This is a genomic window from Streptococcus mitis, from assembly GCF_047463435.1.
GTDB classification, from domain to species: Bacteria; Bacillota; Bacilli; order Lactobacillales; family Streptococcaceae; genus Streptococcus; species Streptococcus mitis_DS.
In genome coordinates this window covers 1-12,130 of record NZ_JASHDW010000022.1, presented here as the reverse complement: position 1 = coordinate 12,130, position 12,130 = coordinate 1, and the positions used below count along the sequence as shown (strand labels likewise).

Annotated in this window: 11 protein-coding genes, 1 tRNA gene, 1 rRNA gene, 1 other RNA gene and 2 pseudogenes; 15 read left to right on the top strand and 1 reads right to left on the bottom strand. The window is 40.3% G+C overall.

The window, feature by feature from the left end; all coding sequences use genetic code 11:
- Positions 1-10 precede the first annotated feature (10 nt).
- Positions 11-126: ribosomal RNA gene (rrf, locus tag QM843_RS09760) — 5S ribosomal RNA — on the top strand.
- A gap of 5 nt (positions 127-131) precedes the next feature.
- A tRNA-Asn gene (locus QM843_RS09755) sits at positions 132-205 on the top strand.
- 6 nt (positions 206-211) lie between these two features.
- On the opposite strand, the pseudogene QM843_RS09750 reads toward QM843_RS09755, so the two are convergent.
- A pseudogene (locus QM843_RS09750) lies at positions 212-1,119 on the bottom strand (transposase).
- A gap of 500 nt (positions 1,120-1,619) precedes the next feature.
- On the opposite strand from QM843_RS09750, the gene comW reads away from it, so the two are divergent.
- The 13 genes and pseudogenes from comW (at position 1,620) to QM843_RS09685 (ending at position 11,957) form a co-directional block, all read left to right on the top strand.
- Complete coding sequence (gene comW, locus QM843_RS09745; protein ID WP_414304843.1) at positions 1,620-1,856, top strand: sigma(X)-activator ComW; 237 nt, start codon at positions 1,620-1,622, stop codon at positions 1,854-1,856.
- A gap of 230 nt (positions 1,857-2,086) precedes the next feature.
- Positions 2,087-3,373 (top strand): adenylosuccinate synthase, encoded by a 1,287-nt coding sequence (locus QM843_RS09740; protein WP_001832534.1) that lies wholly within the window; start codon positions 2,087-2,089, stop codon positions 3,371-3,373.
- A 199-nt stretch (positions 3,374-3,572) separates the two neighbouring features.
- Positions 3,573-4,040, top strand: coding sequence for a tRNA adenosine(34) deaminase TadA (gene tadA / locus QM843_RS09735; protein ID WP_001110112.1), 468 nt, complete (start codon positions 3,573-3,575; stop codon positions 4,038-4,040).
- A 32-nt stretch (positions 4,041-4,072) separates the two neighbouring features.
- Positions 4,073-4,170, top strand: an RNA gene (gene ffs, locus QM843_RS09730) — signal recognition particle sRNA small type.
- A 56-nt stretch (positions 4,171-4,226) separates the two neighbouring features.
- Positions 4,227-4,670, top strand: coding sequence for a dUTP diphosphatase (locus tag QM843_RS09725; RefSeq protein ID WP_000701987.1), 444 nt, complete (start codon positions 4,227-4,229; stop codon positions 4,668-4,670).
- Positions 4,630-5,187: a histidine phosphatase family protein gene (locus tag QM843_RS09720; RefSeq protein ID WP_414304844.1), complete on the top strand. Its 558-nt coding sequence runs from the start codon at positions 4,630-4,632 to the stop codon at positions 5,185-5,187. Before QM843_RS09725 ends, QM843_RS09720 begins: the two co-directional genes overlap by 41 nt.
- A gap of 13 nt (positions 5,188-5,200) precedes the next feature.
- On the top strand, positions 5,201-6,562 hold the full coding sequence (gene radA, locus QM843_RS09715; RefSeq protein WP_247953655.1) for a DNA repair protein RadA: 1,362 nt from the start codon (positions 5,201-5,203) through the stop codon (positions 6,560-6,562).
- A 72-nt stretch (positions 6,563-6,634) separates the two neighbouring features.
- Positions 6,635-7,132 carry a beta-class carbonic anhydrase gene (locus tag QM843_RS09710; protein WP_004236873.1) on the top strand — a complete coding sequence of 166 codons (498 nt, stop codon included), beginning with the start codon at positions 6,635-6,637 and terminating at the stop codon, positions 7,130-7,132.
- 24 nt (positions 7,133-7,156) lie between these two features.
- Complete coding sequence (locus QM843_RS09705; RefSeq protein WP_261048793.1) at positions 7,157-7,972, top strand: PrsW family intramembrane metalloprotease; 816 nt, start codon at positions 7,157-7,159, stop codon at positions 7,970-7,972.
- Positions 7,973-8,116: 144 nt separating this feature from the next.
- On the top strand, positions 8,117-9,085 hold the full coding sequence (locus QM843_RS09700; RefSeq protein ID WP_000010158.1) for a ribose-phosphate diphosphokinase: 969 nt from the start codon (positions 8,117-8,119) through the stop codon (positions 9,083-9,085).
- A 224-nt stretch (positions 9,086-9,309) separates the two neighbouring features.
- A complete protein-coding gene (locus QM843_RS09695; RefSeq protein WP_414304845.1) occupies positions 9,310-10,269 on the top strand; it encodes an Rpn family recombination-promoting nuclease/putative transposase in 960 nt (319 codons plus the stop codon).
- Positions 10,270-10,283: 14 nt separating this feature from the next.
- Positions 10,284-10,709: pseudogene (locus tag QM843_RS09690) on the top strand (FliH/SctL family protein); the annotation flags it as partial.
- A 375-nt stretch (positions 10,710-11,084) separates the two neighbouring features.
- Positions 11,085-11,957 carry a cell wall-binding protein gene (locus QM843_RS09685; protein ID WP_414304846.1) on the top strand — a complete coding sequence of 291 codons (873 nt, stop codon included), beginning with the start codon at positions 11,085-11,087 and terminating at the stop codon, positions 11,955-11,957.
- The last annotated feature ends 173 nt before the right edge of the window (positions 11,958-12,130 follow it).

Genomic DNA, 12,130 nt, shown 5'->3' with positions numbered 1-12,130 from the left:
TTACTCAGAGTTAAGTGACGATAGCCTAGGAGATACACCTGTACCCATGCCGAACACAGAAGTTAAGCCCTAGAACGCCGGAAGTAGTTGGGGGTTGCCCCCTGTGAGATATGGAAGTCGCTTAGCTTTATTCCGCCATAGCTCAGTTGGTAGTAGCGCATGACTGTTAATCATGATGTCGTAGGTTCGAGTCCTACTGGCGGAGTAGTAATTAAGAGAGGCTTAGTCCTCTTTTTATGTGGCTCTCTTTCAACTGTAGTGAAAGGACAAAATTTGTCCTTTCTTTTTTGATATTCAGAGCAAGAAAAATGCGTTTTTTGAAGTTTTCAAAGTTTCGAAAACCAAAGGCATTGCGCTTGATGAGTTTGATGAGAATATTCGTCGCTTCTAATTTGGCGTTGGGAGAATGAGGATGAACCTGCTTTAGATTGTCCTCAATGACTCCAAAGAATTTCTTCGGCTCCTTATTCTGAAAGTGAAAAAGCAAGAGCTGATAGAGATGATAGTGATCTTTCAAGTCTTCGGAATAGCTTAATAGTTTATCAAGAATCTCTTTATTGGTTAAATGCATACGAAAAGTAGGGCGATAAAAACGTTTATCTCTCAGTTTACGATTATCCTGTTGGATGAGCTTCCAGTAGTGCTTGATAGCCTTGTATTCATGAGATTTTCGCTCAAACTGATTCATGATTTGGACACGAACGCGACTCATAGCACGGCTTAGATGTTGTACAATGTGAAAGCGATCAAGTACAATTTTTGCATTTGGGAGTGAAATAGTCTGAGAGACTATGTCAGCCCGAGCCTACAAATTCGAAAGGGAAGTTGTTTAGCTAGGGCAGAGTAGGGAGCAAACATATCCATAGTAATGATTTTTACCTTACAGCGAATAGCTCTATCGTATTGAAGAAAGTGATTTCGGATGATAGCTTGTGTTCTTCCCTCAAGAACAGTGATGATGTTGAGTTTGTTAAAATCTTGTGCAATAAAACAAGATGGAGCCTCATAATCCAGTTTAGCGATGATTTCTTTGTGGGAATCCCTATTGATGATATCTGTAATTTGAATATTAGGGTCTTTAATGTCAAGGAGTTTTGTGAAAAAATGTAATTGTTCCATATGATTATTTCTAATGAGTTGTTTTGTCGCTTTTCATTATAGTTGATATGGGACTTTTTTTCTACAACAAAATAGGCTCCATAATATTCATAGGGGATTTACCCACTACAAATATTATAGAGACTATTTTTTGGTGAGAAAGGTTTCATCGATCTCTACTTTCGATCAATGATAGTACTTAAAGTGGCGTTTCTGAGAAGAATTCTGGTAGATATACTATTTGTTTAAAGGTATTGTGAGTATCCCTATTAACAAAATTCATAATGAAGTGGCTAAAGGCGGAGGACTGTAAATCTGCTCCTTCGAGTTCGGTGGTTCGAATCCCATTCTTTCCATTATTTTAGTTTTTAAAATTTAGGTAGTAAATTTATTTCTATTCTGTCAACTTTTCCTATTTTTTATCTTGTTGAGGTTGGTATTTGTACAATTCAGGAATTATTAATGATTAATTAAATTTTTTTGTTAGAATAAGGTCATAAAAAGTAAAGGAGTGTATGCTTATGCTACAAAATATTTATGATCAGATGACTGATTTCTATGACAGTATCGAAGAAGAGTATGCTACTTTCTTTGATAATAGTTGGGAATGGGAACATTTTCATTTTAAATTTTTGATTTATTATTTAGTTAGATATGGAATTGGGAGTCATCGAGATTTTATCGTTTACCATTATCGTGTTGCTTATCGTTTGTATCTTGAAAAGATGATAATGAATCGGGGTTTTATTTCTTGTTGAGCTAATTTTAGTAAATTTCCGAACAAATTTACTTTTTCATGGGAATATAACAATAAATAGCTGGTAATTTTTCTAAATCATTTTTTAATAGTTGGAAATAGCAAATCTTTCTATTGTTTCTTCTTGATAAAAAGGCGATTTTTTCTTATAATAAATTGTAAGATATAATTGCGGGTGAGAGTCCTGCCATGTATGTGAGAAAGGAAGAGCCTGAGGGCTCAGACAAGATTATGACTTCAGTTGTTGTTGTAGGTACCCAATGGGGTGATGAAGGGAAAGGGAAGATTACAGACTTCCTTTCAGCGAATGCAGAAGTGATTGCGCGTTACCAAGGTGGTGATAATGCAGGTCACACGATTGTGATTGATGGTAAGAAGTTTAAATTGCACTTGATTCCATCTGGGATTTTCTTCCCTGAAAAAATCTCTGTTATTGGTAACGGAATGGTTGTAAATCCTAAATCTCTTGTGAAAGAGCTGAGCTATCTTCATGAGGAAGGTGTTACAACTGATAACTTGCGTATTTCTGATCGCGCGCATGTCATTTTGCCTTATCATATCGAGTTGGATCGCTTGCAAGAAGAAGCTAAGGGCGACAATAAGATTGGTACTACAATTAAAGGAATTGGTCCAGCTTATATGGACAAGGCTGCTCGTGTGGGCATTCGTATCGCAGATCTTTTGGATAAAGACATTTTCCGTGAGCGTTTAGAACGTAACCTTGCTGAAAAGAATCGTCTTTTTGAAAAATTGTATGATAGTAAAGCGATTGCTTTCGATGATATTTTTGAAGAATATTACGAATATGGTCAACAAATCAAGAAATATGTGACCGATACATCTGTTATTTTGAATGATGCGCTTGATAATGGTAAACGTGTTCTCTTTGAAGGTGCACAAGGTGTTATGTTAGATATCGACCAAGGTACCTATCCATTTGTTACGTCATCAAACCCTGTGGCTGGTGGTGTGACAATTGGTTCTGGTGTTGGTCCAAGTAAGATTGATAAGGTTGTAGGTGTATGTAAAGCCTATACGAGTCGTGTAGGAGACGGTCCTTTTCCAACGGAGTTGTTTGATGAAGTGGGAGAACGCATTCGTGAAGTAGGTCATGAGTATGGTACAACAACTGGTCGTCCACGTCGTGTGGGTTGGTTTGACTCAGTTGTGATGCGTCATAGTCGTCGTGTTTCTGGTATCACTAACCTTTCATTGAATTCTATCGATGTTTTGAGTGGTTTAGATACTGTGAAAATCTGTGTGGCCTATGATCTTGATGGTCAACGTATTGACTACTATCCAGCTAGTCTTGAGCAATTGAAACGTTGCAAGCCTATCTATGAAGAGTTGCCAGGTTGGTCAGAAGATATCACTGGAGTTCGTAATTTGGAAGATCTTCCTGAGAATGCGCGTAACTACGTTCGTCGTGTGAGTGAATTGGTTGGCGTTCGTATCTCTACTTTCTCAGTGGGTCCTGGTCGTGAACAAACAAATATTTTAGAAAGTGTTTGGTCCTAAGAGATTTTTAAGATTTGTTTAAGATAGGTCGGGTATACTATAAACAGTTACAAGAAGACCTCCTAACTTGTTGTAACAAATATCCTAAACTTTTCTTTTTCATAATAATCTCCCTATAGAGTCACCGCATTCGGTGGCTTTTTTTGTCTTGGGATTCATGATATAATAATAAAATCGACAAGTAGAAAAAGGGAAATTGATGAATTATACAGTTGAAGAAAAAGAAGTCTTTATGAGGGAAGCTTTGAGAGAGGCTGAGATCGCTCTTGAACACGATGAAATTCCAATTGGTTGTGTGATTGTCAAGGACGGAGAAATCATTGGTCGTGGGCATAATGCGCGTGAGGAGTTGCAACGAGCGGTTATGCATGCGGAAATTATGGCCATCGAGAATGCGAACTTGAGTGAAGAAAGTTGGCGCTTGCTGGATTGCACGCTTTTTGTGACCATTGAGCCTTGTGTCATGTGTAGTGGGGCGATCGGACTTGCCCGTATTCCAAACGTGGTCTATGGGGCTAAAAATCAGAAATTTGGCGCTGCTGGGAGTTTGTACGATATCTTGACAGATGAGCGTCTCAATCATCGTGTGGAGGTTGAAACGGGAATTTTGGAAGATGAATGCGCAGCTATCATGCAGGATTTTTTTAGAAATAGACGGAAAAAATAATTTTGCTTTTAAAATGAACAGGAATGTGATATAATAAATAATGGAGCAACAGTTCTGCGTGAAGCGGGTCAGGGGAGGAATCCAGCAGCCCTAAGCGATTTGAATTGTGTGCTCTTTTTTTCGTGCTTTTTCCGAATAAATAAGATAGAATAATCTAGAATAAATGATAATAGAAAAGAGAAGATGATGAAAATTCGTGGTTTTGAATTGGTTTCTAGTTTTACAGATGAAAATTTATTGCCAAAGCGTGAGACAGCGCATGCGGCTGGTTACGACTTAAAGGTTGCTGTGCGTACGGTTATTGCCCCAGGAGAGATTGTATTGGTTCCGACAGGAGTTAAGGCTTATATGCAACCGACTGAGGTTCTCTACCTTTATGATCGTTCTTCAAACCCTCGTAAGAAGGGCTTGGTTTTAATTAACTCAGTTGGGGTTATTGATGGGGATTATTATGGAAATCCTGGGAATGAAGGGCATATTTTTGCTCAGATGAAGAATATCACAGACCAAGAGGTTGTTCTTGAAGTTGGGGAACGTGTGGTCCAGGCTGTCTTTGCTCCTTTCTTAATTGCAGATGGAGATGCGGCTGATGGCGTTCGAACTGGTGGATTTGGATCGACAGGGCACTAGGATGAAGATTATCTTTGTGCGTCACGGGGAGCCAGATTACCGTGAGTTAGAGAAGCGTTCTTATACGGGATTTGGGATAGATTTGGCACCCTTATCTGAGAAGGGACGGCAGCAGGCTCAGGAACTGAGCACCAATCCTTTATTCTCTTCAGCTGAAATAATCATATCTTCTGCAGTCACAAGAGCTTTAGAAACGGCTTCTTATGTGGTTTGTGCTACGGATCTTCTTTTAAGAGTAGAGCCTTTGTTACATGAATGGCAGGTCTATGAAAGTGGTACAGATAATTTTGAAAAAGCTCGTGCTATGTTTCTAGAAAATAAGGGGGAGTTACTTCCTAATAGTCCTATTCAATATGAGACAGCTGCGAAGATGAAGTCTCGTTTTCTAGAATGCATGGCTAAGTATCGAGATTACCAGACCGTGATAGTGGTAACTCACAACATGCTCATGCGTCAGTTTGTGCCAAATGAGAAGATTGATTTTTGCCAAGTGATTGAGTGTGAGTTAGAGATATAGAAAGAGGTTTATCATCGCAAAGAAAAAAGCGACATTTGTATGTCAAAATTGTGGGTATAATTCCCCTAAATATCTGGGGCGTTGCCCCAACTGTGGGTCTTGGTCTTCTTTTGTAGAAGAGGTTGAGGTTGCCGAGGTAAAGAATGCGCGTGTGTCCTTGACAGGGGAGAAAACCAAGCCTATGAAACTGGCTGAGGTGACTTCAATCAACGTCAATCGAACTAAGACAGAGATGGAGGAATTCAACCGTGTACTTGGAGGCGGAGTGGTACCGGGAAGTCTTGTCCTCATTGGTGGGGATCCTGGAATCGGGAAATCAACGCTTCTACTACAAGTCTCAACCCAGTTGTCCCAAGTGGGAACGGTTCTCTACGTCAGTGGGGAGGAGTCTGCCCAGCAGATTAAACTACGTGCAGAGCGTTTGGGTGATATTGATAGCGAGTTTTATCTCTATGCAGAGACCAATATGCAGAGTGTTCGAGCTGAGGTAGAAAGAATCCAGCCAAACTTCCTCATTATTGACTCTATCCAGACCATTATGTCTCCTGAGATTTCAGGGGTACAGGGGTCTGTTTCTCAGGTACGTGAGGTGACAGCTGAGCTCATGCAACTGGCCAAGACCAATAACATTGCTATCTTTATCGTAGGTCATGTGACCAAGGAAGGAACATTAGCTGGGCCTCGTATGTTGGAGCATATGGTGGATACGGTGCTTTACTTTGAAGGGGAGCGCCACCATACCTTCCGTATTTTAAGAGCGGTCAAAAACCGTTTTGGCTCCACTAATGAGATTGGGATTTTTGAGATGCAGTCGGGCGGTTTGGTTGAGGTTCTCAATCCGAGTCAAGTTTTCTTAGAAGAGCGTTTGGATGGAGCAACTGGTTCATCAATCGTTGTGACGATGGAAGGGACGCGTCCGATTTTGGCGGAGGTTCAGGCTTTGGTAACACCGACCATGTTTGGAAATGCCAAGCGTACTACGACAGGACTTGATTTTAATCGTGCTAGCTTGATTATGGCTGTTTTGGAAAAACGGGCAGGTCTTCTCTTGCAAAATCAGGATGCCTATCTCAAATCTGCTGGCGGTGTCAAATTGGATGAACCTGCCATTGACTTGGCCGTTGCAGTTGCCATTGCTTCGAGCTATAAAGACAAGCCAACTAATCCTCAGGAATGTTTTGTGGGAGAACTGGGCTTGACAGGAGAGATTCGGCGTGTGAATCGTATCGAACAACGCATCAATGAAGCTGCTAAACTGGGATTTACTAAGATTTATGTACCTAAGAATTCCTTGACAGGAATCACTCCACCAAAGGAAATTCAGGTCATTGGCGTGACAACGATTCAGGAGGTTTTGAAAAAGGTCTTTGCATAATCCGTGACAAATCCTTTTAAAAATGATAAGATAGGAGAAATATTTGACTATCAAATTTTCGAGGAGGGAATCGTGTCGTATTTTGAACAGTTTATGCAAGCCAATCAGGCTTATGTTGCCCTACATGGGCAGTTAAATCTGCCACTTAAACCCAAAACAAGAGTGGCTATTGTGACCTGTATGGACTCTCGTCTGCACGTTGCGCAAGCCCTAGGTTTGGCACTTGGGGATGCTCATATCTTGCGGAATGCAGGAGGTCGAGTGACTGAGGACATGATTCGTTCGCTAGTTATTTCCCAGCAACAAATGGGGACAAGAGAGATTGTGGTGTTGCACCATACAGACTGTGGTGCTCAGACCTTTGAAAATGGCTCTTTTCAGGAGTATTTGAAGGAAGAATTGGGTGTCGATGTGTCAGACCAGGACTTCTTGCCCTTCCAAGATATAGAGGAGAGTGTACGCGAGGATATGCAACTCCTTATCGAGTCTCCCCTAATACCAGACGATGTTATTATCTCTGGTGCCATTTACGATGTGGATACAGGAAGTATGACAGTCGTAGAATTATAAATACTTCATTTAGAAAGAAAGTGTATGAAGAAAAACAGTATTTTATTTATTTTTATCTTATTGCTATGTATTGGTTTGCAGTATGAGACTATCTACTATACGGATGGTTCGATGTCAGGTGCGGAATATGGACTAATGGGAGTTTCTATCTTTCTAGCTCTCTTTTACATGATTCCGGCTCTTTATTTCCTTTTCTGTATTGGGAAAAAATGGGAATTACCAAAGAAGGCCTTGATTTTGTCTTTATTGGGTGGGATGTTCCTTTCAGGTTGGCTGTCTAGCTTTGCTAATACCTATATCCATGATTTACTGGGTATTCTTTTCCCAGATAGTGCATTTTTAAATGCCTTTGAAAGTGCGATTGTGGCTCCTTTGGTAGAAGAACCGCTTAAATTATTGCCACTTGTCTTTGTTTTGGCTTTGATTCCTGTACGAAAATTAAAATCTTTGTTTTTACTTGGAATTGCTTCTGGTTTGGGATTTCAAATGATTGAGGATATTGGCTATATTCGTACGGATTTGCCAGAGGGCTTTGACTTTACTATTTCGAGAATTTTAGAGCGTATCATCTCAGGAATTGCCTCTCACTGGACTTTTTCAGGTCTGGCTGTAGTAGGTGTTTACTTGCTTTACAGAGCTTATAAAGGGCAGAAGGTTGGCAAGAAAGAGGGGCTTATTTTCCTAGGTTTAGCCTTGGGAACTCACTTCTTGTTTAACTCTCCTTTTGTAGAATTAGAGACAGAGTTACCCTTAGCGATTCCAGTGGTTACGGCTATTGCTCTCTATGGTTTTTATCAGGCTTATCGCTTTGTTGAGAAGCACAATGAGTTGATGAACTAGAATATTTTTTAAAAGAATGATGCAAGGGTACAAATATGGTGCCCTTCTTTTATTTTTGATTGAAAAATAGTGTAAAAAGCGCTACAATGGTAGATGGAAAATCTTGTGAAAAGCACAAGCGATACATATATACCGGAGGAAATCATGTCTTTTTCTGATTTAAAGCTGTTTGCCCTTTCTTCTAATAAAGAATTGGCAGAACGTGTGGCGCAGGAGATTGGGATAGAGCTGGGGAAATCAAGTGTTCGCCAATTTTCAGATGGAGAGATTCAGGTCAACATCGAAGAATCAATCCGTGGGAAACACGTTTTTATCCTACAATCAACTAGTTCGCCTGTAAATGACAATCTGCTTGAAATTTTGATTATGGTGGATGCTTTGAAGCGTGCGAGTGCAGAATCTGTCAATGTTGTCATGCCTTACTATGGGTATGCACGTCAGGATAGAAAGGCGAGAGCGCGTGAGCCAATCACTTCAAAACTTGTCGCAAATATGCTTGAAGTAGCTGGAGTGGATCGTTTATTGACCATCGACTTGCATGCTGCGCAGATTCAAGGATTCTTTGATATTCCTGTGGATCACTTGATGGGGGCTCCTCTGATTGCGGATTATTTTGAGCGTCGTGGCATGGTTGGTTCTGACTATGTGGTTGTCAGTCCAGACCATGGAGGGGTGACTCGTGCTCGTAAGTTGGCTGAGTTTTTGAAAACATCTATCGCTATCATCGATAAACGTCGTAGCGTTGATAAGATGAATACTAGTGAAGTCATGAACATCATCGGTAAGGTCGAAGGCAAGACTTGTATCTTGATTGATGATATGATTGATACTGCTGGAACGATTTGTCATGCGGCAGATGCTCTTGCAGAAGCTGGTGCTGTTGAAGTCTATGCAAGCTGTACGCACCCAGTTCTTTCTGGTCCTGCTATGGACAATATCCAAAAATCAGCTATTAAGAAATTGGTTGTTTTGGATACCATCTATCTGCCAGAAGAGCGTTTGATTGATAAGATTGAGCAGATTTCAATCGCTCATCTCCTAGGTGATGCTATCGTACGTATCCATGAAAAACGCCCACTTTCTCCACTTTTCAGTATTGAGAAAAAGATTTAATGACCAAGCCTGAGATGATTCTCAGGTTTTTTTCGTCTATTTTGCGAATAAATAGATAGAGTCAGTGAATCTAGTAAAACTAGATTTAATACTCTTCGAAAATCAAATTCAAACCACGTCAACGTCGCCTTGCCGTACTCAAGTACAGCCTGTGGCTAGTTTCCTAGTTTGCTCTTTGATTTTCATTGAGTATAAGACTATGGTATAATAAAAGGAGGAAAAGGATGATTCTAAGACATCCGGGCATCAGCCCAACCAACGACTTGGTTGCTAAGAAGATTTTTAGTAATCCAGAAATCACTTGTCAATTTATCCGCGATATGCTGGACTTACCAGCCAAAAATGTAACCATTTTGGAGGGGAGCAATATTCATGTCTTGCCTTCCCTGCCGTACTCGGCGCAGGATTTCTATACCAGTATAGACGTCTTGGCGGAGTTGGATAATGGCACTCAGGTAATCATTGAGATTCAGGTGCATCATCAGAATTTTTTCATCAATCGCCTGTGGGCTTACCTATGCAGTCAGGTCAATCAAAACCTAGAAAAAATTCGTCAACGAGAAGGTGATACACACCAGAGTTACAAACACATCGCACCAGTATACGCTATCGCAATTGTAGATAGTAACTACTTCCAAGATGATCAAGCTTTCCATAGCTTTAGTATGCGAGAGGACACTACAGGTGAAGTCTTAACTATCACAAACAATGGTCAAGAAAACCATCTGGTAAAGATGGCATTCTTGGAATTAAAAAAATACAGAGAAACCAGCAAAGATAAGGTTCGCAAGCCGTGGTTGGAGTTTTTTGGTAACAAGCCCTTTACCCAACAACCCGAGCGAGCCATCAGCCAAGCAGACCAACTGCTAGACTATAAGAGCTGGTCCGAGGAGGACAGGAAAATGTTTAGTCAACTACGTATGCGTGAAGAACAAGCCTTGTTAGCACAGGACTATGCCTTGGAAACTGCTAGGGCAGAAGGTATTGAACAAGGTTTAGAACGTGGTCGAGCTGAGGGGATTGAAAAGGGGCGAGAAGAAGGTCTTGAACAGGGACTGGAGCGTGGGAAAGCTGAAGGTAGTTTCGCTATGTTAGCAAATCTAGTTCGCCAAGGTCTTCTGAGTTCCGAGGTTGCCAGCCAGCAGTTGGGCATGACCGTTGCTGAGTTTGAGGCACTCTTATAAGACAACCACAAGTAATGGCTTTCTTGGAACTAAAAAAATACAGAGAAACCAGTAAAGATAAGGTTCGCAAACCATGGTTGGAGTTTTTCGGGAACAAATCCTTTACTCAGGAACCCGAGCGAGCCATTAGCCAGGCAGACCAACTGCTGGACTATAAGAGCTGGTCCGAGGAGGACAGGAAAATGTTTAGTCAACTACGTATGCGAGAAGAACAAGCCTTGTTAGCACAGGACTATGCCTTGGAACAAGCTGAAGAAAAAGGATTAGAACGTGGCCGTGCAGAGGGTATTGAACAGGGGCTGGAGCGTGGGAAAGTTGAAGGAAGGGAAGAAGGGAAACTTTTTGCCTTCTTAGATATGGTTCGCCAAGGTCTTCTGACTTCCGAGATTGCTAGCCAGCAACTGGGCATGACCGTCGCTGAGTTTGAGGCTTTGCTATAAGGTCACATTTTAAATAGTAAAAAGTTGATGAAATGGCAAGTTCTTATCAAAAAACTTGCCATTTTTACTTGCCATTTAGAGGTGTTTATAAGATAATACCATAGACGTGAGTTCTGTCCAACTGTCTATGTGGATTAGATATGAATGATTTTACTCAAGGATGATAAATTTGTGAGATTCTCACTTGAAAAATGCAAATTTGACGGGTGTTTTTTCTCACAAAAATGTTTTTTTCACCTTTTTTTCTAAAAATGGGTAAAAACTTTAAAAAATAGAAGAAAACCCTTGACAAATCCTGCAAATATTTATATACTGTATGGTAGTAAGATATTCTTACGAAAAAATATTTTAAAGAAAAACAAAGGAGATAAAACGATGAAAAAAGTTTTATTGACAAGCGCAGCAGCACTTGCTGTATTTACAGTTGCACCTGTTTTGGCAAATAGTGAAAACCCAGCTTCAACTAACCAATTGCTTCAAAAGAAATATGTTTCTGAACGTGATATTGCTGAAGAAGCTAACCGCCAAGTAGCCTTCCATGATTCTGAAATTCGTACTGACGCTGAGCGCCAATTTAAAGAACAAGGTAACAAATCATTAGCAGATGCAGAGAAAGCATTACAAGATTTCTTAAATTCAGGTTATTCAGGACATGATTTTTCTGAGAAAAAAGCAGCTTTAGAAGCAAACATTGTAGCAGCAAAAGTAAAATCAAATCAAACATTTGAAGATATCTATAGTACAGTAAAAAATCGTTACGTTCAAAAATTGCAAGAACAATATCGTGCTACTGCAATGGCAGAAGGGAAATATTATAACGATGTTAATGGAGTAGAAGATAATAAACCAAACAATACTCGTGTTAATGAAGATTTAGTTAATCAAGCAGGTAAAGGCTGGGTTAAAACAAATGGCAAATGGGTCTTCTTCAAAGAAGATGGTGCTAAAGCAACTGGATGGCTTAAAGATAATGGTACTTGGTACTACTTGAACGCTGAAGGTGTAATGCAAACTGGTTGGATTAAAGACAACGGAACTTGGTACTACCTAGATGGTTCAGGCGCAATGCAAAAAGGCTGGAAATATGTAGGTGGTCAATGGTACTACCTAGATGGTTCAGGTGCAATGCAAACTGGTTGGAAATATGTAGGTAGCCACTGGTACTACCTAAGTGGTTCAGGTGCATTACTTGTAAACACAACTACTCCTGACGGCTACACTGTAAACGGAAATGGTGAGTTGGTATAATACCAATATATAAAAAAGACTAGGAGATTCTTCTCCTAGTTTTTTAGGCTCTTTGTCAACTGTAGTGGGTTGAAGAAAAGCTAAGATCGAGAAAGGACACATTTCGTCCTTTCTTTTTTGATATTGAGAGCGATAAAAATCCGTTTTTTGAAGTTTTCAAAGTTCCGAAAACC

What these genes read in the sequence shown, in the direction of transcription:
- QM843_RS09705 (WP_261048793.1), top strand. Translation starts at nt 7,157, where the DNA reads ATGAAGAAAAACAGTATTTTATTTATTTTTATCTTATTGCTATGTATT.
- QM843_RS09720 (WP_414304844.1), top strand. Translation starts at nt 4,630, where the DNA reads ATGGCGTTCGAACTGGTGGATTTGGATCGACAGGGCACTAGGATGAAG.
- QM843_RS09685 (WP_414304846.1), top strand. Translation starts at nt 11,085, where the DNA reads ATGAAAAAAGTTTTATTGACAAGCGCAGCAGCACTTGCTGTATTTACA.
- tadA (WP_001110112.1), top strand. Translation starts at nt 3,573, where the DNA reads ATGAATTATACAGTTGAAGAAAAAGAAGTCTTTATGAGGGAAGCTTTG.
- comW (WP_414304843.1), top strand. Translation starts at nt 1,620, where the DNA reads ATGCTACAAAATATTTATGATCAGATGACTGATTTCTATGACAGTATC.
- QM843_RS09700 (WP_000010158.1), top strand. Translation starts at nt 8,117, where the DNA reads ATGTCTTTTTCTGATTTAAAGCTGTTTGCCCTTTCTTCTAATAAAGAA.
- QM843_RS09740 (WP_001832534.1), top strand. Translation starts at nt 2,087, where the DNA reads ATGACTTCAGTTGTTGTTGTAGGTACCCAATGGGGTGATGAAGGGAAA.
- QM843_RS09695 (WP_414304845.1), top strand. Translation starts at nt 9,310, where the DNA reads ATGATTCTAAGACATCCGGGCATCAGCCCAACCAACGACTTGGTTGCT.
- QM843_RS09725 (WP_000701987.1), top strand. Translation starts at nt 4,227, where the DNA reads ATGAAAATTCGTGGTTTTGAATTGGTTTCTAGTTTTACAGATGAAAAT.